General features: G+C 33.6%; 19 protein-coding genes. 5 read left to right on the top strand and 14 right to left on the bottom strand.

Annotated elements, in window-relative coordinates:
• Nucleotides 1-14 precede the first annotated feature (14 nt).
• On the top strand, nucleotides 15-1,292 hold the full coding sequence (locus C1X07_RS10450) for an efflux RND transporter periplasmic adaptor subunit (protein ID WP_103069952.1): 1,278 nt from the start codon (nucleotides 15-17) through the stop codon (nucleotides 1,290-1,292).
• A gap of 128 nt (nucleotides 1,293-1,420) precedes the next feature.
• Nucleotides 1,421-2,083: a tRNA (adenosine(37)-N6)-threonylcarbamoyltransferase complex dimerization subunit type 1 TsaB gene (tsaB, locus tag C1X07_RS10455; protein ID WP_103069953.1), complete on the top strand. Its 663-nt coding sequence runs from the start codon at nucleotides 1,421-1,423 to the stop codon at nucleotides 2,081-2,083.
• Between the two features lie 93 nt (nucleotides 2,084-2,176).
• Here tsaB and C1X07_RS10460 read toward each other — a convergent pair whose 3' ends face one another.
• The 8 genes from C1X07_RS10460 to C1X07_RS10495 form a co-directional block, all read right to left on the bottom strand.
• A complete protein-coding gene (locus C1X07_RS10460) occupies nucleotides 2,177-2,878 on the bottom strand; it encodes a hypothetical protein (RefSeq protein WP_103069954.1) in 702 nt (233 codons plus the stop codon).
• Between the two features lie 1,053 nt (nucleotides 2,879-3,931).
• Nucleotides 3,932-4,132: a dodecin family protein gene (locus C1X07_RS10465; RefSeq protein ID WP_103069955.1), complete on the bottom strand. Its 201-nt coding sequence runs from the start codon at nucleotides 4,130-4,132 to the stop codon at nucleotides 3,932-3,934.
• Nucleotides 4,133-4,298: 166 nt separating this feature from the next.
• On the bottom strand, nucleotides 4,299-4,682 hold the full coding sequence (gcvH, locus tag C1X07_RS10470; protein WP_103069956.1) for a glycine cleavage system protein GcvH: 384 nt from the start codon (nucleotides 4,680-4,682) through the stop codon (nucleotides 4,299-4,301).
• A 4-nt stretch (nucleotides 4,683-4,686) separates the two neighbouring features.
• Complete coding sequence (gcvT, locus tag C1X07_RS10475; RefSeq protein ID WP_103069957.1) at nucleotides 4,687-5,781, bottom strand: glycine cleavage system aminomethyltransferase GcvT; 1,095 nt, start codon at nucleotides 5,779-5,781, stop codon at nucleotides 4,687-4,689.
• A gap of 2 nt (nucleotides 5,782-5,783) precedes the next feature.
• Nucleotides 5,784-8,690 (bottom strand): aminomethyl-transferring glycine dehydrogenase, encoded by a 2,907-nt coding sequence (gene gcvP, locus C1X07_RS10480; RefSeq protein ID WP_103069958.1) that lies wholly within the window; start codon nucleotides 8,688-8,690, stop codon nucleotides 5,784-5,786.
• A 21-nt stretch (nucleotides 8,691-8,711) separates the two neighbouring features.
• Nucleotides 8,712-9,992, bottom strand: a complete 1,281-nt coding sequence (locus tag C1X07_RS10485) for a serine hydroxymethyltransferase (RefSeq protein ID WP_103069959.1) — start codon at nucleotides 9,990-9,992, stop codon at nucleotides 8,712-8,714.
• A 230-nt stretch (nucleotides 9,993-10,222) separates the two neighbouring features.
• Nucleotides 10,223-11,056 carry an AraC family transcriptional regulator gene (locus tag C1X07_RS10490; RefSeq protein WP_103069960.1) on the bottom strand — a complete coding sequence of 278 codons (834 nt, stop codon included), beginning with the start codon at nucleotides 11,054-11,056 and terminating at the stop codon, nucleotides 10,223-10,225.
• A gap of 159 nt (nucleotides 11,057-11,215) precedes the next feature.
• The gene (locus C1X07_RS10495) at nucleotides 11,216-12,127 is read right to left on the bottom strand and encodes a NifU family protein (RefSeq protein ID WP_103069961.1); all 912 of its coding nucleotides are present in this window, start codon (nucleotides 12,125-12,127) and stop codon (nucleotides 11,216-11,218) included.
• 248 nt (nucleotides 12,128-12,375) lie between these two features.
• Here C1X07_RS10495 and C1X07_RS10500 point away from each other — a divergent pair, with 248 nt between their 5' ends.
• Nucleotides 12,376-13,398: a PorP/SprF family type IX secretion system membrane protein gene (locus C1X07_RS10500; RefSeq protein ID WP_103069962.1), complete on the top strand. Its 1,023-nt coding sequence runs from the start codon at nucleotides 12,376-12,378 to the stop codon at nucleotides 13,396-13,398.
• Between the two features lie 79 nt (nucleotides 13,399-13,477).
• On the opposite strand, the gene C1X07_RS10505 is transcribed toward C1X07_RS10500, so the two are convergent.
• Nucleotides 13,478-13,990: a rhodanese-like domain-containing protein gene (locus C1X07_RS10505; protein WP_103070015.1), complete on the bottom strand. Its 513-nt coding sequence runs from the start codon at nucleotides 13,988-13,990 to the stop codon at nucleotides 13,478-13,480.
• Nucleotides 13,991-14,021: 31 nt separating this feature from the next.
• Nucleotides 14,022-15,194 carry a vWA domain-containing protein gene (locus C1X07_RS10510; RefSeq protein WP_103069963.1) on the bottom strand — a complete coding sequence of 391 codons (1,173 nt, stop codon included), beginning with the start codon at nucleotides 15,192-15,194 and terminating at the stop codon, nucleotides 14,022-14,024.
• 219 nt (nucleotides 15,195-15,413) lie between these two features.
• On the opposite strand from C1X07_RS10510, the gene C1X07_RS10515 reads away from it, so the two are divergent.
• Together C1X07_RS10515 and C1X07_RS10520 are read left to right on the top strand one after the other, a co-directional pair.
• The gene (locus C1X07_RS10515; RefSeq protein ID WP_103069964.1) at nucleotides 15,414-17,621 is read left to right on the top strand and encodes a tetratricopeptide repeat-containing sensor histidine kinase; all 2,208 of its coding nucleotides are present in this window, start codon (nucleotides 15,414-15,416) and stop codon (nucleotides 17,619-17,621) included.
• Nucleotides 17,622-18,353 (top strand): LytR/AlgR family response regulator transcription factor, encoded by a 732-nt coding sequence (locus C1X07_RS10520; protein ID WP_103069965.1) that lies wholly within the window; start codon nucleotides 17,622-17,624, stop codon nucleotides 18,351-18,353.
• Nucleotides 18,354-18,447: 94 nt separating this feature from the next.
• Here C1X07_RS10520 and C1X07_RS10525 read toward each other — a convergent pair whose 3' ends face one another.
• The 4 genes from C1X07_RS10525 to C1X07_RS10540 all read right to left on the bottom strand — a co-directional run bounded on the left by C1X07_RS10525 (nucleotide 18,448) and on the right by C1X07_RS10540 (nucleotide 21,433).
• Nucleotides 18,448-18,978, bottom strand: coding sequence for a hypothetical protein (locus C1X07_RS10525; protein WP_103069966.1), 531 nt, complete (start codon nucleotides 18,976-18,978; stop codon nucleotides 18,448-18,450).
• 180 nt (nucleotides 18,979-19,158) lie between these two features.
• Nucleotides 19,159-19,947 (bottom strand): glutamate racemase, encoded by a 789-nt coding sequence (murI, locus tag C1X07_RS10530; protein ID WP_103069967.1) that lies wholly within the window; start codon nucleotides 19,945-19,947, stop codon nucleotides 19,159-19,161.
• Nucleotides 19,948-20,034: 87 nt separating this feature from the next.
• Nucleotides 20,035-20,544: an OmpH family outer membrane protein gene (locus C1X07_RS10535; RefSeq protein WP_103069968.1), complete on the bottom strand. Its 510-nt coding sequence runs from the start codon at nucleotides 20,542-20,544 to the stop codon at nucleotides 20,035-20,037.
• A 46-nt stretch (nucleotides 20,545-20,590) separates the two neighbouring features.
• A complete protein-coding gene (locus tag C1X07_RS10540) occupies nucleotides 20,591-21,433 on the bottom strand; it encodes an OmpH family outer membrane protein (RefSeq protein ID WP_103069969.1) in 843 nt (280 codons plus the stop codon).
• Between the last annotated feature and the right edge of the window lie 33 nt (nucleotides 21,434-21,466).

The following is a 21,466-nucleotide window of genomic DNA, read 5'->3' on the forward strand; positions in this document are numbered from 1 at the left end:
CGTTAATTAACGTCATGAATAAAAAAAAATTACTTCTCGTTTTAGGTATTGTTGTTGCTTTGGTTGTAGTACTTATCTATGGTAAAAAAGCTGGCTGGTTTGGTAAAAGTGGAAATTATAAAGAGGTGTCAGTCACAAAAATTGAAAAGATTGATATCATAGAAACTGTTTCAGCAACAGGTAAGATTCAGCCAGAAGTAGAAGTTAAGCTTTCGTCAGAAGTTTCAGGAGAAATTATTGATTTGCCTATTAAAGAAGGTCAACAAGTTCAAAAAGGAGACCTCTTGGTTCGTATTAATCCTGATATCATTCAATCAGGGCTAAACAGGTCTCAAGCCAGTTTAGAAAACGTAAGAGCGGGATTAAGACAAGCAGAAGCAAGTTTGAAGGAATCTAAGCTAAACTATGATCGAAATAAGGGCTTATTCGACAAAGGTGTGATTTCTAAATCAGAATGGGATAGAGTTGTTTCTGCGTACGAAGGCGCTGAAGCAGCAAAACAATCGGCTTATTACAATGTAAGAAGTGCTCAGGCTACGGTTAATGAAGCTAAGGATAACCTGAATAGGACTACTATTTATGCACCTATGAGTGGAACCATTTCTAAATTATCTGTAGAATTAGGAGAACGAGTAGTAGGTACCCAGCAAATGGCAGGGACAGAAATAGTGAGAGTAGCTAATCTTAGCAATATGGAAGTAGAGGTTGATGTAAATGAAAATGATATTGTCAAAGTTAATATTGAAGATTCTACAATAGTGGAAGTCGATGCTTATTTAAAAAAACAATTTAAAGGGATAGTTACTGAAATAGCCAACTCTGCCGAGAGTACAGTAAGTGCAGATCAGGTAACTAATTTTAAAGTAAAGGTTCGAATCCTAGAAGAATCATATGCTGATTTGATTAAAGATAAACCTAGTAATTACTCACCTTTTCGCCCAGGAATGACTGCTACAGTTGATGTGATAACTGATGCCAGGAAGAGAATTGTTGGGGTGCCAATAAGTTCTATCGTTATCAAAAATGATACTTCTAGTGTTAAAAAAACTTCTTTAAAGGGTAAAATGTCAACGGATACAGATAAAAAATTTGAATGCGTGTTTATTAAAAAAGGAGAAACGGCAAAACTAAGGGTGATTACAACCGGAATACAAGATGATAGTAATATCGAAGTTTTGAGTGGATTAAAAGAAGGAGAAGAGGTGATAACGGGTCCTTATAATATAGTTACCAAAATATTAGAGACCGGCGATAAAGTGACAGTAGAGAAAGAAGATAAGTCTCAAGAATAGATACATATTCGAAATTTTTTATTACAATAGAAAGAAGTAGGTGTGACACTCTTTAATGAAAATGAAAAACAATAAGAGTGCAAAACAGTTTAATCAATTAGATTATCTTTGCTTAAATTTTTTTAGAAATGACCTATATTCTTTGTATCGAAACATCAACAACAAATTGTTCTGTTGCTTTAATAAAAGACAAGGAGGTAATCTCATTAGAAGAAGATTACGATACAGGATATTCTCATGCCGAACGATTGCATAATTATATAAATAATGTTGTGAAAAAAGCTGAGGTGTCTCTAAAAGATTTATCAGCAGTTGCAGTAAGTAAGGGGCCAGGTTCGTATACCGGACTTAGAATTGGCGTATCCACTGCAAAAGGTTTGTGCTATGCCTTAGATATTCCTTTAATATCTATACCTACTCTACACTCGTTAGCATTGCAGGTGTCTCAAAAAGAAGATTGTTATGTTGTGCCTATGATTGATGCTAGAAGGATGGAAGTGTACTCTGCGGTTTTTTCTAGCACTTATGAGGAGATAAGAGAAACCAAAGCAGAAATTCTTACCGAAACTTCATTTGAGCAATTTTTAAACAAAAAGAAGGTATACTTTATAGGTAATGGTGTTGAGAAATTTTCTACGATATGTAGTAGTGAGAATGCTATTTTTATAAAGGATAAATTGCCTTCGGCAAATGAAATGGCATTATTAAGTTATTCTAAATTTATTGAAGAAGATTTTGAGGATGTAAGTTATTTTGAACCTTATTACTTAAAGGATTTTGTCGCAGGATAAGAGAATTACGATATGAATTAAAACAAATTGCCACCTAAAAAAAGTAGGTGGCAATTTGTTTTATCTTAATAGAAGAAAGAATGTTCCTAAATCTTAATTCCTATCTCTATTACTTAAAAGACTTCGAGAAGTGTTAACTCCATCGCTTTTTAGCGCATTGTATCGGGCTACAAACCTAATTAAGTCCTCTTCTTTTCGCAGTCTTATTTTTTCCTTTTTTAAGTATTCTTTTAATTCACTTTCTTTATCATTAAACGCCGCAAGCATATCTTTTTTGCTCATAGGTAATTCCATAATTACACCCGATTCTTCTAGGTAATATGTAGTTTTCATTCTAACAGCTCCAGGTTCAGAAGGAGCGCCTACAGCAATACTTTCTCTTGGTTCTTTAATTTTTAAAGTGAATCTTTTGTAAATGCGGTATTTGTCGGTTAACTCTACCAAAACATAATATCCACGTCTATCGACACCTCGCTGGCTTTGAAACTCACAGTAATAGAAGTAATCACCGTCTATTCGTGCATGAATAGTGGGGCTTTTTACAACTTCATATAATTTTGAACCAGAACTATACTCTAATGCATCAGAATGAATGTTATACTTCAGCTTTGCATCAAAAGTTCCGGATTTTTCATGAATCACACTAGATTCTTTGTAGCTTCCCTTCATATAAATACTACCATCATAGTCCTCAAAGGTGTAATCTTTGGTAGTAGTTTTAAGTAAATCTCTTGGTAATTGTGCAAAAATTGCAGACGATAATGCTAAGCATGTAAAAAGTAGTATTTTTCTCATAGTCTTCTGATTTAGGTCTAATAAACATAGATAAATAAGATGTTAAATGCAATTATTATCGAAATATGATTAAATTTTTATTGAATTATCAGTTTAAACGGAAAGACATTAAATATTAAATGTTAAAAACTTAATTTTATTAAATAATTCACATAAGAAATTTACGTGTAAACCGTAATATTTGTAGGAATAGGACTACTTGTTGTTTTGTTTTTCAAATGTAAATATTTGATAATCCATATTCTAGAATTAAATTTCCTAACATTGGTTTTGTTAGGTTTTTTTTAACATTAATGATTTTTGTCGATTAATTTTGAATATTAACGATAAATGGTAAATCACATGTTGGCTTGATTTATAGCCAAGATAAAAAATGTCATTAGAGTAAAATGAGAACATGATTTCTGAATTCTCAATGGATAAATATTCCTTTTTATGAGTATTAGAGGAAAAAATAGGAAAGTGTAAGATTAGAGATCTTGTAACAAATTAGTAATGGTACTTATAGTAATCATTGTTAATATAGAACAATTGTTACTAGATCATTAATAAAATAATCAAAAGAGGTATCAAATTCTCTATTTATAATAAAAATGAATATTCTTTAAAATAAGCTTTTTGATGTTAAAAGGTATGATTTAGTCAGCTTAAAGCACAATTGGGGTGTGATTTATGTTAATTTAATATTAAACCAAAACCATGAAAGCAGATAACCTCGTGTCTTAATATAAATGTTATTAGAAGTGGGGTCACGATTTATTCTAAAGGTAGAATGTTTTCAAGTTCTTCAGCAGGGTATTTGCAAGAGTTGTTTACACACAAATAGATCAAAGTTTTGTCTTTAGCAAATCTGTTTTGAGCAATACTCTGTTAGAGTCAAATATATCACGTGCAACCAGTACTGTTGCATAGAAGCATCATCTTGGCATGAACACTTCGCGAATAGTAATGATAGTATAATGGTATATGAATATTTTACCAGAGTAATCTTTAAAAATATAAAAAGCATCCTGAATTTTTCAGGATGCTTTTTATAAATACGAAGTAAAACAATTATTTTACTTCAAAAGAGATTTTTAGGTTTACTCTAAATTCTGATACTTCATCATCCTTAACTACCACACTCTGATCAACGATATATGCTGATTTAATGTTTTTTACTGATTTGCTTGCTTGCTTTACAGCATTTTTAGTAGCATCTTCCCAGCTTTTTTCAGAGTTAGCTAATACTTCAATAACTTTAATAATTGCCATTTTGTGAGTTTTTAGATTAATTTTTTTAAAGAGTCTCTAAGATACAATAAACAGCTGCTTTTTTGAAGAAATTGAGAGTGTTATTTTTGAAGATTTATCGATATAATTATCAATTTATCGTTAAAAGGACTATTGGGTAAAACTATGGTATTCTAACAAAAAAACATTATTCTGCTCCAATTAATTCTTTATATCCATTTGCATTTAATAGGACATTAATTTCGTCAGGATTAGAGATTTCTATTTTGGCTAACCAACCTTCATTATATGGGTCAGTGTTTACAGTTTCTGGATTAGACTCCAGAGTCTCATTAATTTCAATAACTGTTCCTGATAGTGGCATAAAAATATCAGAAACAGTTTTTACTGCTTCAATAGATCCCATTACTTCACCTTCACTAAGTTCTTCGTCTAGAGACTCTAATTCTACATAGACGATATCTCCTAATTCACCTTGTGCAAAATCGGTAATCCCAACATAGGCAATATTATCTTCTATTCTGATCCATTCATGATCTTTACTATATTTTAATTCTTGTGGTACGTTCATGATATTACTTTTTTATAAATGGAGTTTTTTTAACAATTGCTTTTATTTTCTTATTACGAATTTCGATAAAAATAGAGCTGTCAACCTTGGCATGAGGGATGGTTACATACCCAAGACCTATTCCTTTCTCGAGTATAGGAGATTGACTTCCAGAAGTTACTTTTCCGATAGCTTCGTTACTTTTGTTGTATATTGTGTATCCAGCCCTTGGAATACCTCTTTCTAGCATTTCGAAGCCAATTAGTTTCCGAGTAATTCCTTCTACTTTTTGTTGTTGTAGCGCTTTAGAATTAATAAATGGTTTAGAGAATTTTGTAATCCAACCTAGTCCTGCTTCTAGTGGAGAGGTAGTGTCGTCAATGTCATTTCCATAAAGGCAAAATCCCATTTCTAATCTCAGTGTATCTCTGGCGCCAAGTCCTATGGGTTGGATGTTTTCTTCTTGTCCGGCTTCAATAATGGCATCCCAAAGTTTTTCTGCCCCGGTATTTGGTACATAAAGTTCAAAGCCTCCTGCTCCTGTATATCCTGTAGCAGAGATGATTACATCTTGTATCCCGCCAATTTCACCAATTTCAAAAGTGTAATATGGGATGTCGTCTAATGTTACTTTGGTAAGTTTTTGTAGCACTTTACTGGCTAAAGGACCTTGTACTGCAAAAAGTGATATCTCATTAGAATGGTCAATCATTTCTACATTTTCTGTATTGTGACTTTTTATCCAGTTCCAATCTTTTTCAATATTAGAAGCGTTAACAACCAGAAGATATTCTTCTTCTCCTAATTGATAGATAATAAGATCGTCAACGACTCCTCCTTTATCATTTGGCATACAGGAGTATTGAGCTTTTCCGATGGTTAGTTTTGAGGCATCATTACTACTTATTTTTTGAATTAAGTCTAATGCTTTTGGACCTCTCAGGATAAATTCACCCATATGAGATACATCAAATATACCTACAGCATCTCTAACGGCTTTGTGTTCTTTTACAACAGAGGTGTATTGAAGAGGCATTAGGTATCCGGCAAAAGAAACCATTTTTGCACCTAATTCCTGATGTTTAGCTTCGAGAGCTACACTAATTAAATCTGTTTCCATATTTAGTTTATAGTTATTTCAGTGTTTTTTATAAGTTCTTCTTCATATGCTGAAACAGGTAGACAGGTACACATTAAATTTCTGTCTCCATGTGCATCATTTACACGACCTACACTTGGCCAGAATTTATTGTTTTTTATATGAGGCAAAGGGAATGCTGCTTTGGTTCTGGAATAGGGCATATCCCAGTTGTCCTGAGCAATGTACTCCATAGTATGAGGTGCATTTTTTAAAACATTATCCACTCTCGAAGCAATTCCGTCTTCTATTTCTCTAATCTCATTTCTGATACTAATCATAGCATCTATGAACCGATCTAATTCTTCTATGCTTTCGCTTTCTGTAGGTTCTATCATAATCGTTCCTGCCACTGGAAATGATACCGTTGGAGCATGAAAACCGTAGTCCATAAGTCTTTTGGCAATATCAGTTACTGTGATATCTTCTTCTTTAAAGGCTCTACAGTCAATTATAAGTTCGTGTGCATTTCGACCATTTTCTCCTGTAAATAGAATAGGGTAGTGGTCTACTATTCGTTCTTTGATATAATTAGCATTTAGAATTGCTGTTTCTGTAGCAGAGGTTAATCCTTCACTTCCCATTAAAGCAATATATGCATAGGAAATAGAAAGAATACTAGCGCTACCCCAAGGTGCCGCAGAGATAGCGGCTATTGGCTTTTCTCCTCCTGCATTTTTTACTACAGCATTACCGGGTATAAATGGAGCAAGTTCTTTACTTACTGCAATTGGTCCCATACCAGGACCACCACCTCCATGTGGTATGCAAAAGGTTTTATGAAGGTTGAGATGGCATACATCTGCCCCAATAATCTCAGGGCTTGTTAGACCTACTTGTGCATTTAGGTTTGCTCCATCCAGATACACTTTACCTCCATTGGTATGGATAATTTCACAAGCTTCCTTTATATTTTCTTCAAAAACACCATGAGTAGAAGGGTAGGTGACCATCAATGCCATAAGGTTGTCCTTATATTCTTCTGCTTTATTACGTAGGTCATCAATATCAATATCTCCATTTTCTTTACAGGCAACAATAATGACTTTTTGCCCAGCCATAATAGCACTTGCCGGATTAGTACCATGTGCAGATGAAGGAATAAGCGTTACATTTCTATGAGATTGGTTATTATCTTCAAAATATGCTTTTATAACCATTAAACCCGCAAGTTCTCCCTGAGCGCCACTATTTGGTTGTAGAGAGGTGGTATATAAACCTGTGATTTCTGCAAGCCATTCGGCTAGTTGTTCAAACATTTGATGATATCCCTTTGCTTGGTCTGTGGGTACAAAAGGATGTATGTTTGCTAATTCATCCCATGATAATGGGATCATTTCTGTTGTGGCATTAAGCTTCATAGTGCATGAACCTAATGCGATCATAGAATGAACCAATGAAAGGTCTTTGTTTTCTAATCTTTTTAGGTACCTGAGTATTTCATGTTCTGTCTGATAAGAATTAAATACCGGATGCTCTAAATAAGAAGCTGTTCTTTGTAAAGAAGGCGGAATGACAGAGTCATCAATTTTCCAATCAGTTATTTTTATTACTTGGTTTTTTGCAATGGCAAAAATCTCGATAATGTCTTCGAGATCTGTTATAGTAGTTTTTTCATGTAGTGATATACCAATATGATTATCGTCAAAATACCTGAAATTAATTTCTTTATCCAGGGCTAATTTTTTGATACTTTCTTTATTTTCTACTTCGATTTTTAAAGTGTCAAAAAAGTACTTATTGGTTTGCGTGTATCCTAGTTTTTTTAACTCTTTATTAAGTTTGGAAGTGGATAGGTGAATTCGATTTGCAATTTTGTACAAACCATCTTTTCCATGATAAACAGCATACATTCCCGCCATTACGGCTAGTAATACTTGTGCAGTACAAATGTTTGAGGTTGCTTTTTCTCGTTTGATATGTTGCTCTCGGGTCTGAAGTGCCATTCGATAGGCTGGTTGACCGTTGCTATCTTCTGTTACTCCTATAATTCTTCCTGGAATATGACGTTTATATGCTTCTTTGGTAGCAAAATAGGCGGCATGTGGTCCTCCGTAGCCTAGGGGGACTCCAAATCTTTGTGATGTACCTACTACTACGTCAGCTCCCATTTCACCAGGAGAAGTAATATGTGTTAACGCCATTAGGTCAGATGCCACAGCAATTTTGACATCATGTTTTTGTGCTTCTGTAATAAATGGTGAAGGGTCCGTAATCGCTCCTTCGCTATCTGGATATTGGAGCAGTATTCCAAAAAGTTTTGGGTCTGAAATGTCAAGCGTAGCGATGTCCCCAACTATTATATTAATACCAATGGGTTTTGCACGACCTATGATTAGCTCTATAGTGTGAGGAAATGTCTTTTTGTCTATAAAAAACGTATCTGCTTTCTTTTTTGTTCTGCTTTTTACCCGATATAAAAGAGACATTGCTTCTGCCGCAGCTGTAGCTTCATCCAGAAGAGAAGCATTGGCAAGTTCCATCCCGGTAAGATCGGTAATCATTGTCTGGAAATTAATCAAAGCTTCTAATCTACCTTGTGCAATCTCTGCCTGATATGGGGTGTACGCTGTGTACCATGCTGGATTTTCAAGGATATTTCTTTGAATTACAGGAGGTACAATACAATCGTGATATCCCATCCCAATAAAAGAACGAAATGTTTTATTGCTTCCCATCATAGCTTTGAAGTTGGTTAAAAACTCCAATTCTGTTTGTGATGCAGGTAAATCCAGAGATTTTTTAGAACGAATATTTTTTGGAATGGTCTCATCGATTAATTGAGATAGCGATGAAGCTCCAATTACATTTAGTATTTGATTAATTTCCCTTTTGCCGGGTCCTATATGTCTCGGTAGAAATTCTTGTTTAAGAGTGCTTAGATCTTTCATAATAGTACTATCCGTTAGCTTTTATTTATACAATGGGAAATTTTTCATCCAATTATTTACTTCATTTTTGATAGATGCAATTTTTGTGTCATTATCATGATTAGATAATACCTCGTCTATAAAGCCAACCATAGTATGCATGTCGCTTTCTTTCATTCCTCTGGTTGTGATTGCAGATGTTCCCAGTCGCATTCCTGATGTTACGAACGGAGATTTGTCATCAAAAGGAACCATGTTTTTGTTGATCGTAATGTCTGCTTTAATCAAAGTGTTTTCAGCTAGTTTTCCAGTAAGGTTTTTGGATCTAAGATCAATAAGCGCCATATGATTATCGGTTCCGTTAGAAATGATATTATATCCTCTATCCATTAGTGCAGTACACATGGCTTTGGCATTTTTGGCTACTTGTTCTACATATACTCCGTAGTTATCGGTTAGTGCTTCGCCAAAAGCAACGGCTTTTGCTGCTATTACATGTTCTAATGGACCTCCTTGTGTTCCAGGAAAAACACCCATATCCAATATGTTGGACATCATTTTGAGATCACCTTTTTTGGTAGTATGCCCCCATGGATTTTCAAAATTTTCACCCATCATGATCATTCCTCCCCTAGGACCTCTTAATGTTTTATGTGTAGTGGTGGTTACTATATGACAATGTTGTAAAGGGTCATTTAGTAAGCCTTTAGCGATTAACCCGGCAGGGTGGGAGATATCTGCCAAAAGCAATGCTCCTACCTGATCTGCGATAGCTCTTAACCGCTCGTAATCCCAATCACGACTATATGCAGAAGCTCCACATACAATTAGTTTTGGTTTTTCTCTTTCGGCTGTTTCGGCGACAGTATCCCAGTTGATAAGACCAGTCTCTTGCTCTACTCCATAAAAACTGGGCTGATAAAGTTTGCCAGAAAAATTGACTGGAGATCCGTGAGTGAGGTGACCGCCATGAGATAAGTCGAAACCTAATATTTTATCACCGGCATTAAGGCATGCTAACATTACAGCGGCATTTGCTTGCGCACCTGAATGCGGCTGCACATTTACCCATTCTGCTCCAAAAAGCTTAGCTGCTCTTTCGATGGCTAAAGACTCTACTTTATCTACTACTTCGCAACCACCATAGTATCTTTTTCCAGGGAGCCCTTCGGCATACTTATTGGTTAGAGAAGAACCCATAGCCGCCATAACCTGTTTGGAGGTGAAATTTTCAGAGGCAATAAGTTCTATGCCATGTTCTTGACGTTCTGTTTCTTGTGCGATTAGATTTTTTACCTCAATATCCTGAATGTCTTGTACCATATTTTCTGTTTTTAGAATAGTATGCTTACTACGTGTTGATGTACCCTTTTAAGGTTGATTTAGTTTTTTGAGACATATAACTTTTCTGAATCAAAAATTACCGAATGCAAATTGTGAAGAATAAAATTGAAAAAATAGTACAAAATTGCTGTTGAATATTGACGTAGTATTTTAGGATATAGAAGAATAACTATGGATAAATAAGATACTGCAACAGGGTAATGCGAGAGTTACGTTATAATTTTATTAGCAAATTGCTTGGGTGTAATGCCTATTATTTTTTTGAAGTGACGAGTAAAATGACTCTGGTCAAAAAAACCTGATTGATATGCTACTTCTGTAGCAGATAGTTTTTTTGTTAATAATTTTTTTGCTTTTTCGATTCTAAGATTTACCAGATATTGATGTGGAGGAAGCTGATAATGTTGCTTAAAAGATTTAATCAACCCGTATTTTGAGATTCCGGTTAAATTAGAAAGATCATTTGTAGAAACTTCTTCTAGGTAATGATTGTGTAAATACTCTTTGATTTGTTTTGCTGCAATAAATTTTTCCGAAACAGGCTCACTGTGTTTTTCGGTGTAAGCATACTTTCGGATAAGCTCTTTAAGAAAATCCATAAGCAGGTGTTCTGACTTTGGATTATGCTGATTATGGATAAGGTTTGGGAATACATTCTTCCCTTTTTTGAATAGTACTTTGTTGTTGATGATATTTTCTTTGAAAACAGGTAATTCTATAGGGAGGTTTAAACTATCCATTGCTTTTTTCATAATCTCTATTGGAATATACATAGTAAGAAAATTCCAAGGAGAATTATTTACTGGTTTTCCAGTGTGTACTTCATACGGATTAAAAATAAGGATAGATCCAGTAGATAGAATGAAATTTGACGAATCATTAGAGTAATCCCCGACACCATAATCCATAAAAATAATTGTATAGCTTTCATGAAAATGAGGCTTAAACTGATGTGAAGTAAAAGACCCTTTAAACAACTCTAGATTATCGAGAGTATTATTTATAAAATGCTGGACATGATTATGTTTGTTTTTGTCATGCATTATCTCCAAATTTATTTTGAACGAAGTGTTTTAGTCGTTCAAATCCCAAAAGAATATCTTTTGGGACTATTTTATAAAAGGCTAATATATATTTGTTTTATCAATTATTTATAATGGTTGTATGAAATGTGTTAATTACGGTATAAAATATGATAAAATCTATCCATTAACAGCTTCTACAGATTCTACTTTATCTTTTAGCATTTCTTTTAACATATTTTCGATTCCATTTTTTAAGGTAAATGTAGAAGAAGGGCATCCACTACAGGCTCCTTGTAGAACTACTTTTACAGCCTTGCTTTGAGGATCATAGGAATCAAACAATATATTTCCTCCATCACTAGCCACTGCGGGTTTTATATATTCTTCTATGATATTGATAATATCTTTAGAAACATCATCAAGTTTTTCAAATGCCTCATCCGCTTGCTTTTCTACTTCTTTTTTGGCTATGGTCGCATTGGCAGATAAAACTTCTTTACCTTGCTCGAGGTAACTACGCAAAAATTCTCTTACTTCAGAAGTGATTTCGTTCCAATCTGCCATATCGTATTTACTGATTGAAATGTAATTTTCATCGAAATAAACCTCTTTTACAAAAGGGAAATGAAATAACTCTTGTGCCAAAGGTGACTCACCAGCATCATCAATATTTTTAAATTCATGCCCAGAGGTTACCAGTTTTTTATTAGCTACAAATTTTAAAACTGCCGGATTGGGTGTGCTCTCTGCATAAATTGTAATTGCAACCTTTTTTGTGGCTTCGGTAGCAGTTTCATTGATAATAGGTTGACCACTATTAAGATAGTTTTTAATTTGTTCTGCAACCTCTTCTTGTACATCAGCCCATTCAACTATGTCGTACTTGTCAATAGCAACAAAATTCTGAGCAATAAATACCCTTTTTACAAAAGGTAGATAAAATAGTTGTTGTGCTAAAGGCGCATTTTTGGCTTGATCTATATTTTCAAATTCATAACTGGTATGTTGTGTAAGAAAGTAATTTGCTTCAAACTTAACAATACCGGGATTTGAAGTAGCTTCTATTTTTATTTCAAAATTCTTTTCCATGAACTAATTTTTGGCAAATTTACTAAAAAGCAGTACGATATCTGTATAGTGTATGTAATACAAATGTTTTTTAACTAATCATAGAAGAAACCTAAATCTGGTATTCTGACAAAAATTTATATCTTTGGAGCTATTGATAGACAATGATTTATTTTAAGAATAGTAGTGGAATCCAACAATATAAACTGTTTTTAGCAGTTTAATTAGTTTCACAAATTCTATTTAGCCCCGTAAATGATAGAACCCAAATGAACTTAAAAACATTCTATGTAGTATTTTTATTGCTAACTTCTCAACTTGTTGTTTCGCAAGAAGGAATCCCTATATATGCTGATTATCTTTCTGATAATTTATACCTGGTACATCCCGCAATGGCTGGAGCTTCAAACGCTAACAAAGTTAGGCTTACTGCCAGAAAGCAGTGGTTTGATGTAAATAATGCACCGAATTTACAGACGCTAAATATCAATTTTAGAACTGGTGAAAAATCTGGATTAGGAGGTATTCTGTATAAAGACGAAAATGGGAGGTTTTCGCAAACAGGGATTTATTTAACCTATGCTTATCATCTTTTGTTTTCTAGAGATAGAACTGATCTGAATATGCTGTCTTTTGGTATTAGCGGTGGTTTTATACAATCTAATGTTGATCTGAGAGGTTTGGATGATGTTTTCGACCCAGACCCGGTTATATTAGATAGGGTTCAAAAAGATGCATATTATAATGTAGATGTAGGTTTGTCTTATAATTATTTAGAATGGTATGCCCATTTTACTGTAAAAAACATCTTGCCTACCACTCGAGATATCTTTGATAATAATACACCAATACGAGAGTCTAATAATCAACGTAGGTATGTTTTTTCTCTTGGTTATTTATTTGGTATAGGGAATACACCATGGAGTTTAGAACCGTCTATGCTATATCAGGTTACCGACCAAACTCAAGAAAGCTCTATTGATGCTAATTTAAAAGTGTATCATGATTTTGATTTTGCAACTTTATGGGGAGGGATGTCTTATAGACGTAGTCTTGATGGGGCAGAATTCTCACAAGACGGGACTTCGGTAGAGAGTCAGCAGTTACAATATATTACTCCTTTTATAGGTATAAATTATAAGAAATGGTTAGTGGGATATACATATAGCCACCAATCTAATTCGGTAGTGCTTAGTGATGGAGGTTTTCATCAGATTACCTTAGGGTATGACTTTGGAAAGCGAAAAGAGCGATGGGATTGTAATTGTCCTGCCGTTAATTCAAAAAATTGACAAAAAGAATATTGTTAAAATTACACAAGTGCCTGCAACTATGCAGGCACTTGTGTTTTTAAGGTTTATTTCTTATCATTTATTCGGCAAAAGTACCAGAAAATTGTAATCTTTGGTCTTTAATAGGAACCAATGATGATAGCTCATAAATGTTTTTATAACCATACCCATAAAGATTTATAAATGTAGGGATGTTTAAAGCTAGTGGAGCCATTTTGGATGCAAAATGAATTGTATCTCCATCAATATTATTGTTACAATAAATTAATATACGAGTTTCTTTTGAAGCAATCTTTTTTGCTAATTTCCCTTTTGTAAAATCAGAAAAATTGATGTGAGTAGCTCCTTTAAGATGTTTTTGATTGAATGCAGACTCAGAGCGAGTATCTAACAAAATTGTATTTTCATCTGCCATATATTCTAAGAATAGTTCTAAAGAAATTAATCTGTTTTCTCTGTATTCCATAATCTCCTCTGACATTTCTACAAATGAATTATAATCAACTTTTGATTTTGATAATTTCTTTGTTGCCTGTGCTTGCATGGATATAGGAATAAGAATTAGTACAATTATTTTAGTAATACTTTTCATTTTATTATCGTTTTTTAAAGTATGCTTTAATCTAATCTTCCCAGGTAAAAGATTTTTTACTTCCTTGTTTTTTGATAGCATTTAATAATGCAGTTTCAAGGCTGGTTTCATCTTTTTTTCTATTATTTTTAATATATGACACACGCTTTTTGTTTAATTCTTTGATTTTTTGTTGTATTTCTTTTCTTTCCGAGCTTTTCTTTGCGATGTATTGTTTTATCTCTGTTTTAGACTTTCCTTTGAGTTCTTGTGGTAGTTCTTCTTTGGTTACTTCTTCTATTTCAAAACTTTCGTCTGCTGCTGCATCGATCAAATCCCAACTTTTGTTTTTGTAAAACCCTGAACTTTTACTTACAGTTCTACTTACGGCATTTGCCGAACTATAGGATTTGGCATTTTTATCTTGTATTCTTTGTTCTGCTATTTTTTGAGCACCGAGTCTTCCATAGTGTATGTATGTACCATTTAGTTTGTGATTAAGTTCAAGGATAATGTCATCATATGGAGTGGCGATATGTATTGTTTCTCGGTTATGGTCAATAGCACTATATTCTCCGTTTGTAATATCCGCTCCATCTTTCCACATGGTTTGAATGCCCTGTCTGTAGTTACCACAAAAAATAGTATTGATAGTAATGTCTTTTTCTGAGGCATCCGTAGCTGCATCTTTATAGTCAACAGGACCCTGAGTAAAAGGTTCATTACCTGCAATAAAGATTAGTTTTAAATGATCGTTGTTTTTTTTCCATCCCAATTGATTAATTGATGTATTGATAACTTTACCACAGTATTCGTTGCCTCCGTTGGTAGAAAGTGCAAAAAGCTCTTTTGAGATTTCATCTAAGTCATTAGAGAAAGGTAGTACCTGTCTAATAAAACCTTCTTGAGATGGTAAGCCATCGTTACCATATTCATATAAGGCAATCTCTAATTGAATTGTGTTATGACCGCATTTGGCATATGATAGTTCATTTACAATTTCCCAAAGTTGTGCTTTGGCTTGCTCTATAAGACCATCCATGCTATTACTGGTGTCTAGTAGTAAGGCTACCTGTATATTTCGTGTGTTAGGATCCGTTTTGGTGGTCTCAATTAAGTGATTTTTTTCTGTTTGAAATGCGATTTCGGAGCTAGATTTGTTATTAGCGTTACAAGAAATAGTAACAAGTAAGCTTAGTGTACTCCATATAAAAAATGTCTTCATAATTTCCCTTTTTTAAATTCTGGATAAAACTATTGCTAACTTTATTGAATAAAAATCAGAAATGAGGGAATGGTTTCTATGAATGAGTGAACGTGAATTATTAATTAGGAAGCCTTCTTTTTTGTTCTAAAAAGCTACAGAATAACAGTGTAATGGATAAGTGTAGATTTTATTATCCGAGTTAAATGGATTAAGTTTACCTTGTTTTAATAGTGTAAAATGAAGAAGATAGGTTTAATAATTGTATTTCTCTGGTTTCTCCCCTTTTTGGTTTTGGGGCAAGAAAATGCGAGGGCAAAAAGACCAGAATCAATGAGTATAAAGGGTTCTGTGAAAGAGAAAAGCACAAGAAAGGCAATTAAAAATGTTGAGGTTACGATTTTTGGAAAAGGAACGGTAACTACAGATGTTTTTGGAGATTTTAAGATTGAAGCACGTATTGGAGACGAGTTGGTTATTACTCATGATAGTTTTAACACTGTGCGATATGTTGTTAAGGATGGTCAGAGAATAGATATTGAAGTGCAAGATAACCCACTCGAATCTCGTTCGAAGAAGGTTTCAAAACAAAAACGCGAATCTAAGTATCAAAAAAATCTACAGGCAGCAAGAGGAACTATAAAAAAGGATGCTGCGACTAGCATAGAATATATTACCAATGCGTTAGAGACTATCCGGGATGATGATCCCTCTGCAGATGATAAAAAAGCTGAGTTGTTTGAAACATTAGCCGATATCTATCGGCATTGGAAGCAACCAGACCTTGCCGAGAGTAATTATTTGATGAGTCTTAAAAATAGAAACCGTACTGGGGTGAAAGTCAAATTAGGGAGCGCTCAATTAGAAAGTAAGAATTTTCAAGGAGCATTAAATACTTTTGAACAATTGCAACGATCTAGGTTGAATACGAATCAAAAAATTAAAGTTTATGAGGGATTAGGAGATAGTTATAAAGGTTTGCAGAATTATAGTAATGCAATAAAAAACTATAATAAAGCACTTTCTATAAGCCAAAGAAAAGGGCTGGACGATAAAGTTATTTTGTTAAATTCTAAACTAGCAGATGTATTACAGCAAGAAGGAAACATTGAAGTAGCAGAGGAGTATTTAGGAAATTCGGTACAATTAGCACAACAACAGGATAAAAAGACATCGGCACGGCAAAGAAGTGTAGCTGCTGATTTTTATAATAAAAGTAATAGTTATGATAAAGAGATACAGTTAAGAAAAGAAGCAATTCTGGATATAGAAGAAATCGAAGAAACAGATGATGCAGCTCCTGCGGTAGAGGATAATTCATTAACCACACAAGTGCAAAATTATAAAATTGCTAGTGCTTTTGCTGCACAACAAGAATATGATGAGGCGATACCTTATTTAGAGGAAAGTATCAAGGAAGCGGAGTCTAAAAATGATCTTATCGTACAAAAAGATGCAACCAGAAAACTAGGTGAAGTATATAGAGAAAAAGGAGAATTAAAAAAAGCATCAGATGCTTTTGAGGAATATGAAGTGATCATTGATAAACTGTATATTCAAAAAGATCAGGAGATATCGCAAGCCGCTCGTTTTAGTCGAGAACTAGCACAGAGAGCGAATCGAATTACCACTCTTGAAAAAGACAGAGAATTAAATGAAACCAGATATGAATTGGCATTTGCTTCTCAAGAGTTGGTGCATCAACAGAGTTTACGACAACAGATTGTTATTTATTTTTTAGTGGGCTTGACAGTGTTGTTACTTTTTGCTGCTTATTTGATGTATCGAAACATAAAACAACAGCGATATGCTAATAATCTCTTGGCGCTAAAATCATTGCGCTCTCAAATGAACCCCCATTTTATCTTTAACGCTTTAAATTCGGTAAATACGTTTATCGCTACAAGTGATGAGAGAACTGCAAATCGATATTTGACTGATTTTTCATTGTTAATGAGAGCTGTTTTAGAAAATAGCGAAGAGGATTTTATCCCTCTAGAAAAAGAGATAGAACTTTTAAAACTATATACACAGTTAGAACATTTTAGATTTCAGGATAAATTTGAATATACTATTGAGGTTGATCCAGAAATTGATGTTAACGAATTTGTGATTCCGCCAATGTTATTACAACCTTATGTAGAAAATGCAGTATGGCATGGACTACGTTATAAAACAGAAAAAGGAATATTGTCAATATGCTTTCAAAAAGTAACTTTGGATAGTATAGAAATCACAATCACTGATAATGGGATAGGTCGTAAAAAATCTAAAGAACTAAAAACCTTAAATCAAAAAAAGCAAAAGTCCAGAGGGATGGGTAATATCAAAAAAAGAATTGCTATCCTTAATGAAATGTATAAAGATAAGGTTGATGTGCTAATATCTGACCTAAAAGATAGTAAAGAAGGAACACAAGTAAAACTAATACTTAAGAAAGATAAATAAATGAACTTAACAGCTATTATTGTTGATGATGAAGCAAACAGTAGATTGATCCTAAGAAATTATTTGGAAAAGTATTGTCCATCGGTTACCATTCTAGGTGAAGCGGCGAGCGTACAGGAAACATTGACGTTATTAGAATCTAAAACCCCGGATATGTTGTTTCTGGATGTAGAAATGCCATATGGTAATGCTTTCGATTTACTGGAGCAAGTACCCAATCGCACTTTTGAAATAGTATTCGTAACGGCCTATGATCATTATGCTGTTGATGCTCTTAATGCGCAAGCGACTTATTATTTGTTAAAACCTATTGCAATAGATAATCTGATTAAAGCTGTTAATCATGTAAGTCATATCAGACAACGTGAAGCGGCGCTTTTGGATACTGTATTGGTGCCTAAAGTAACCAGTGCCGAAGGCAAAATTACTATCCCACAGCAAGATGGTTTTGAAGTACTGCAGATTACTGATATTTTGTATTGTGAAGCGGATGATAATTATACTAAGATCTATTTAGACAAAGGGCAAAAACTGGTAAGTAAGACGCTTAAGTATTTTGAGGAATCTTTACACCCGCATGGGTTTGTAAGGACACATAAAAGCTTTTTGGTTAATGTGAGTAAAATAACGCGATATAGAAAAGGAAAAGGAGGAAGTATTGTGCTTTCTTCTGGTAAAGAATTGGCAGTGTCCTCTTCTAAGAAAGGGACATTGTTGGATTATTTTAAGTAGCGTGTTGTTTTGTATAATGAGTTGAACCTTTTTGCTTATCTTTTTGGGTATTACCAAGTGGTTTTTTGTAAGACTAAATAATATTACCCTTATTTTATTCATTTGTTAAAGTGAAGCACTGCAGAGCGAATTTATCTTTATCGTTTTCTGAAATTTGAATTCTTTGTGATCGTAATTGTAACGTAGTGTCATTTTTTTTTAAAATGTAATATGTTTTGCCGGGTAAAAGAGAAATTACCAGTTCATTCCTTTTTTGGGTATATCTTCCTCTTGTTTCTTGTTTTGGAGTTTCTCCTGCTAAAGCTTTTTTGCCCTCGTCGAGTATAAGATCAAGTTGATGTTGTTGTCTTGAAACTATAATTGCATTTTTATTTGTAAATATCCATTCGGTAGGTACAAATGGGTATTGGGTATTTTCTTTAATACCTTTATTAGTGTTTATGATAGAATCAAGTCTCCATTTTCCTACTATAGAAAACTGCGAGTCGTTTTGCGTTTTGGTACGTCTTGAAATTTTTTTGGGATCATCAAAGATCATTACTTCTGATTGTTCAGATTGTTTTTTTTCATGTGAACAACTGTTTAAAACTATTAGTAAAGAGGTAAAATAGAGTGTCCGTTTCATTATTAATATGTGGTTTCTTATTCAAGAATGAAGAAATAGAGTTGTTGATGTATTCAGAAGTAAAGTTATTACATTTTCTTAAGGTTTTTAGAATTAGTTTGGTATAATGTGATGTTTAGTAGGTGAATAAACCACCTTAAAAAAGCTAGGGATGTTTTGCTTTGTTATAAACGAAACTCATTAAAAGGATAAGGTGTTTACAGTATGTTTAACTGCGTGATTGTGTAAAATGTCTTTAAGAACACTTGCATTGCCATTGGTGTATAGTTTATGAACTCCTAAGGTTATCGTGTCGGATTGTAACAGATCATTTGTAGTTAATATATTTTTGGTTTGTTTCGCGACAGCTTCTCCAGAATCAATGATGGTTATTTTATCCGGGAGCATTTTTTTCAATATAGGAATTAGATAAGGGTAGTGGGTACAGCCTAAAACAAGATAGTCAATATTTTTTTGAATCATTGGTGTGACGTATGAGTGAAGCAATTGGTACATCTCTTTAGAGTTTATTTTGCCGTCTTCAATTAGTTCTACCAGTCCAGAACCAATGACTTCTATGACTTCGATATTTTGTGCATAGAGATCAGATGTTTCTGTAAATAATTGACTAGAGAGTGTTCCTTTTGTAGCAAGAACACCAACTTTTTTTGTTTTGGTATGAATAGCTGCGGGTTTTATAGCTGGCTCTATACCGATGATTGGAATATCATAAGTAGATCTTAGTGTTTTTATAGCATTCGTCGTGGCAGTATTACAGGCAACAACAATGATTTTACAGTTAAGTTCTAGTAATTTTTCTGTGTTCTTAATGCTTAAAGAGATTATCTCATCTTTGCTTCTTTTTCCATAAGGAGCATATTTACTATCAGCCAGAAAGACTGTGTTTTCATAGGGTAAGAGGGTGGTGATTTCTTTCCAGATAGAGGTGCCGCCAACACCAGAGTCAAATATGCCAATTGGGTGATTCATAAATAGAAAATAGTATATCCCAAAAATAAAAAAACAGCGAGATAGCTCACTGTTTTTTTGTTTTTTATTGATTAAAAGGTAGAAATATTAGATACCTAAATCTTTTTTTACGTCTGCCATAAGGTTTTTTCCGTCAGCCATGATCACTCCAGTTCCAGTAGTAGAATCTAAAACATATTGATACCCTTGAGCTCTTGCAACTTTTTGAATTGCTTGACGAGCTTTTTCATATATAGGCTTCATTAGTTCAATTTCTTTTTTCTGAAGATCTTGTATTGCGTTATTTCTGTAATCGCTGATACTCTTTTCAGTACCTTGTAATTCTTGCTGTCTTTTCAGATTTTCTTCATCAGTCTTGTTCTGAACTTCAGCTTGGTATTTTTTCATTGTATTCTGCAGCTCTAGCATCATATTTCTGATCTCTGCGTCATAGGTTTTGTTTAATTTTTCAATTTCACTTTTTGCTGCTTTGAATGCGGGCATTGATTCAACCAACTCTTGTGAAGCGATATGCGCAACTTTAGATTGGGCATTCATAAAACTTGTGGTTCCTATGATAAGAGTAATAGCTATCAGTAATGTTCTAAATTGTTTCATTTGTAAGTAATATTAAATATGTGTTATAAATTTATAGTATTATTTTTTAGTTATCTGAACTGGACGACGAATCGTCATTTTTCAAGTTTTCTCTTTGTTTTTTTAGGTCATTAATAGAATCTCTTTTTCTTTTTTGTAATTCTAATAATTTAGCTCTTCTTTCTTCGAATTCTTTCTTTTTTGCGGCTCTAATAGAGTCTCTTTGAGCTTTACGCTCTTCAAGAAGTTTCTCCCGATCTGATAATCTTTTTTGAGTTTCTCTTTCTCTATCAGTAACTTCTCTTTCTTGTTCAACGTTTCTTTTTTCGTTTCTCTCGAGAGCTTTTTTCTCTTTCTTACTATTTAGTTGCTTTCTTTTAGAAGCTCTATTTATTCTAAGTAATACTTGGTCACTTATGTCAAAACGATCGGCAGAATATAGCATTACTAAGTCTGCTGATTTGTCAAATACAAAATCGTATTTTTTGTTTTTAGCAATTTCTTGAACTGCAACAAAAACCTGATCCTGTACTGGCTGTACTAGCCTTTTTTTCTGAATAAACAGATCTCCATTAGGACCGAATCGTTTTTGTTGATATTCTAATATTTCTTTTTCTTTAAAAAAAATGTCTTCTTCTCTTTCTTCAATCAACTCTTTAGTTAGTAAAACTCTCTCATTGTTGAGGTCTTTTCGCATTTCTTCGACATCTTTGAGTTCAGCTTCTATTTCTACTTTCCATTTTTGTACTTTGGTTTCGAGCTCAGAAGAAGCTTCATTATATTCTGGAACATTTTCCAGAATATATCCCATATCTATATAGCCAATTCTGATACCTTTCTGTGCGTGTACTGCATTTGAGAAAAATAGCCAACTGACTGCTGCAACTAGTAAAAGACCCTTTGTTTTCATAATTTGTGTATATAGTTGAAATAATCGTGCCAA

The sequence above is a fragment of the Aquimarina sediminis genome (genome assembly GCF_002895435.1).
Lineage (GTDB): Bacteria > Bacteroidota > Bacteroidia > Flavobacteriales > Flavobacteriaceae > Aquimarina > Aquimarina sediminis.

Excerpts from the sequence above, each read along its gene's own strand:
- C1X07_RS10450 (WP_103069952.1), top strand. The coding sequence starts at position 15 with ATGAATAAAAAAAAATTACTTCTCGTTTTAGGTATTGTTGTTGCTTTG.
- tsaB (WP_103069953.1), top strand. The coding sequence starts at position 1,421 with ATGACCTATATTCTTTGTATCGAAACATCAACAACAAATTGTTCTGTT.
- C1X07_RS10460 (WP_103069954.1), bottom strand. The coding sequence starts at position 2,878 with ATGAGAAAAATACTACTTTTTACATGCTTAGCATTATCGTCTGCAATT.
- C1X07_RS10465 (WP_103069955.1), bottom strand. The coding sequence starts at position 4,132 with ATGGCAATTATTAAAGTTATTGAAGTATTAGCTAACTCTGAAAAAAGC.
- gcvH (WP_103069956.1), bottom strand. The coding sequence starts at position 4,682 with ATGAACGTACCACAAGAATTAAAATATAGTAAAGATCATGAATGGATC.
- gcvT (WP_103069957.1), bottom strand. The coding sequence starts at position 5,781 with ATGGAAACAGATTTAATTAGTGTAGCTCTCGAAGCTAAACATCAGGAA.
- gcvP (WP_103069958.1), bottom strand. The coding sequence starts at position 8,690 with ATGAAAGATCTAAGCACTCTTAAACAAGAATTTCTACCGAGACATATA.
- C1X07_RS10485 (WP_103069959.1), bottom strand. The coding sequence starts at position 9,992 with ATGGTACAAGACATTCAGGATATTGAGGTAAAAAATCTAATCGCACAA.
- C1X07_RS10490 (WP_103069960.1), bottom strand. The coding sequence starts at position 11,056 with ATGCATGACAAAAACAAACATAATCATGTCCAGCATTTTATAAATAAT.
- C1X07_RS10495 (WP_103069961.1), bottom strand. The coding sequence starts at position 12,127 with ATGGAAAAGAATTTTGAAATAAAAATAGAAGCTACTTCAAATCCCGGT.
- C1X07_RS10500 (WP_103069962.1), top strand. The coding sequence starts at position 12,376 with ATGAACTTAAAAACATTCTATGTAGTATTTTTATTGCTAACTTCTCAA.
- C1X07_RS10505 (WP_103070015.1), bottom strand. The coding sequence starts at position 13,990 with ATGAAAAGTATTACTAAAATAATTGTACTAATTCTTATTCCTATATCC.
- C1X07_RS10510 (WP_103069963.1), bottom strand. The coding sequence starts at position 15,194 with ATGAAGACATTTTTTATATGGAGTACACTAAGCTTACTTGTTACTATT.
- C1X07_RS10515 (WP_103069964.1), top strand. The coding sequence starts at position 15,414 with ATGAAGAAGATAGGTTTAATAATTGTATTTCTCTGGTTTCTCCCCTTT.
- C1X07_RS10520 (WP_103069965.1), top strand. The coding sequence starts at position 17,622 with ATGAACTTAACAGCTATTATTGTTGATGATGAAGCAAACAGTAGATTG.
- C1X07_RS10525 (WP_103069966.1), bottom strand. The coding sequence starts at position 18,978 with ATGAAACGGACACTCTATTTTACCTCTTTACTAATAGTTTTAAACAGT.
- murI (WP_103069967.1), bottom strand. The coding sequence starts at position 19,947 with ATGAATCACCCAATTGGCATATTTGACTCTGGTGTTGGCGGCACCTCT.
- C1X07_RS10535 (WP_103069968.1), bottom strand. The coding sequence starts at position 20,544 with ATGAAACAATTTAGAACATTACTGATAGCTATTACTCTTATCATAGGA.
- C1X07_RS10540 (WP_103069969.1), bottom strand. The coding sequence starts at position 21,433 with ATGAAAACAAAGGGTCTTTTACTAGTTGCAGCAGTCAGTTGGCTATTT.